1 protein-coding gene is annotated in these 241 nt (G+C 56.4%); it reads right to left on the minus strand.

Annotated features, from left to right (window positions below):
• A partial coding sequence (locus KK062_RS30540) for a glycosyl hydrolase family 95 catalytic domain-containing protein (RefSeq protein ID WP_438836548.1) occupies positions 1 to 241 on the minus strand: 241 nt, incomplete at both ends.

A 241-nucleotide genomic window follows, 5' to 3' on the forward strand; every position in this document is an offset into this window, starting at 1 on the left:
GTCTATAAAGCCATCGTGGCTTTGAATCAACATCTCGGCAATGCCGGCGGTGGCCCCGAAGTTACCATCGATCTGGAACGGTGGGCCGGCCGACAACAGGTTGGGATACACTCCCCCACCCGCGCCGTAGTTGATATGGGTTTGTACCGTAGGCTTGAGGATCTCCGACAACAATTTATATGAGCGGTTGCCGTCTTGCAGGCGCGCCCAGAACAAGAGCTTGTAGGCGATCGTCCAGCTG

Origin of the sequence: Dawidia cretensis, assembly GCF_018598175.1 — a bacterium.
Taxonomy (GTDB): domain Bacteria; phylum Bacteroidota; class Bacteroidia; order Cytophagales; family Cyclobacteriaceae; genus Ohtaekwangia; species Ohtaekwangia cretensis.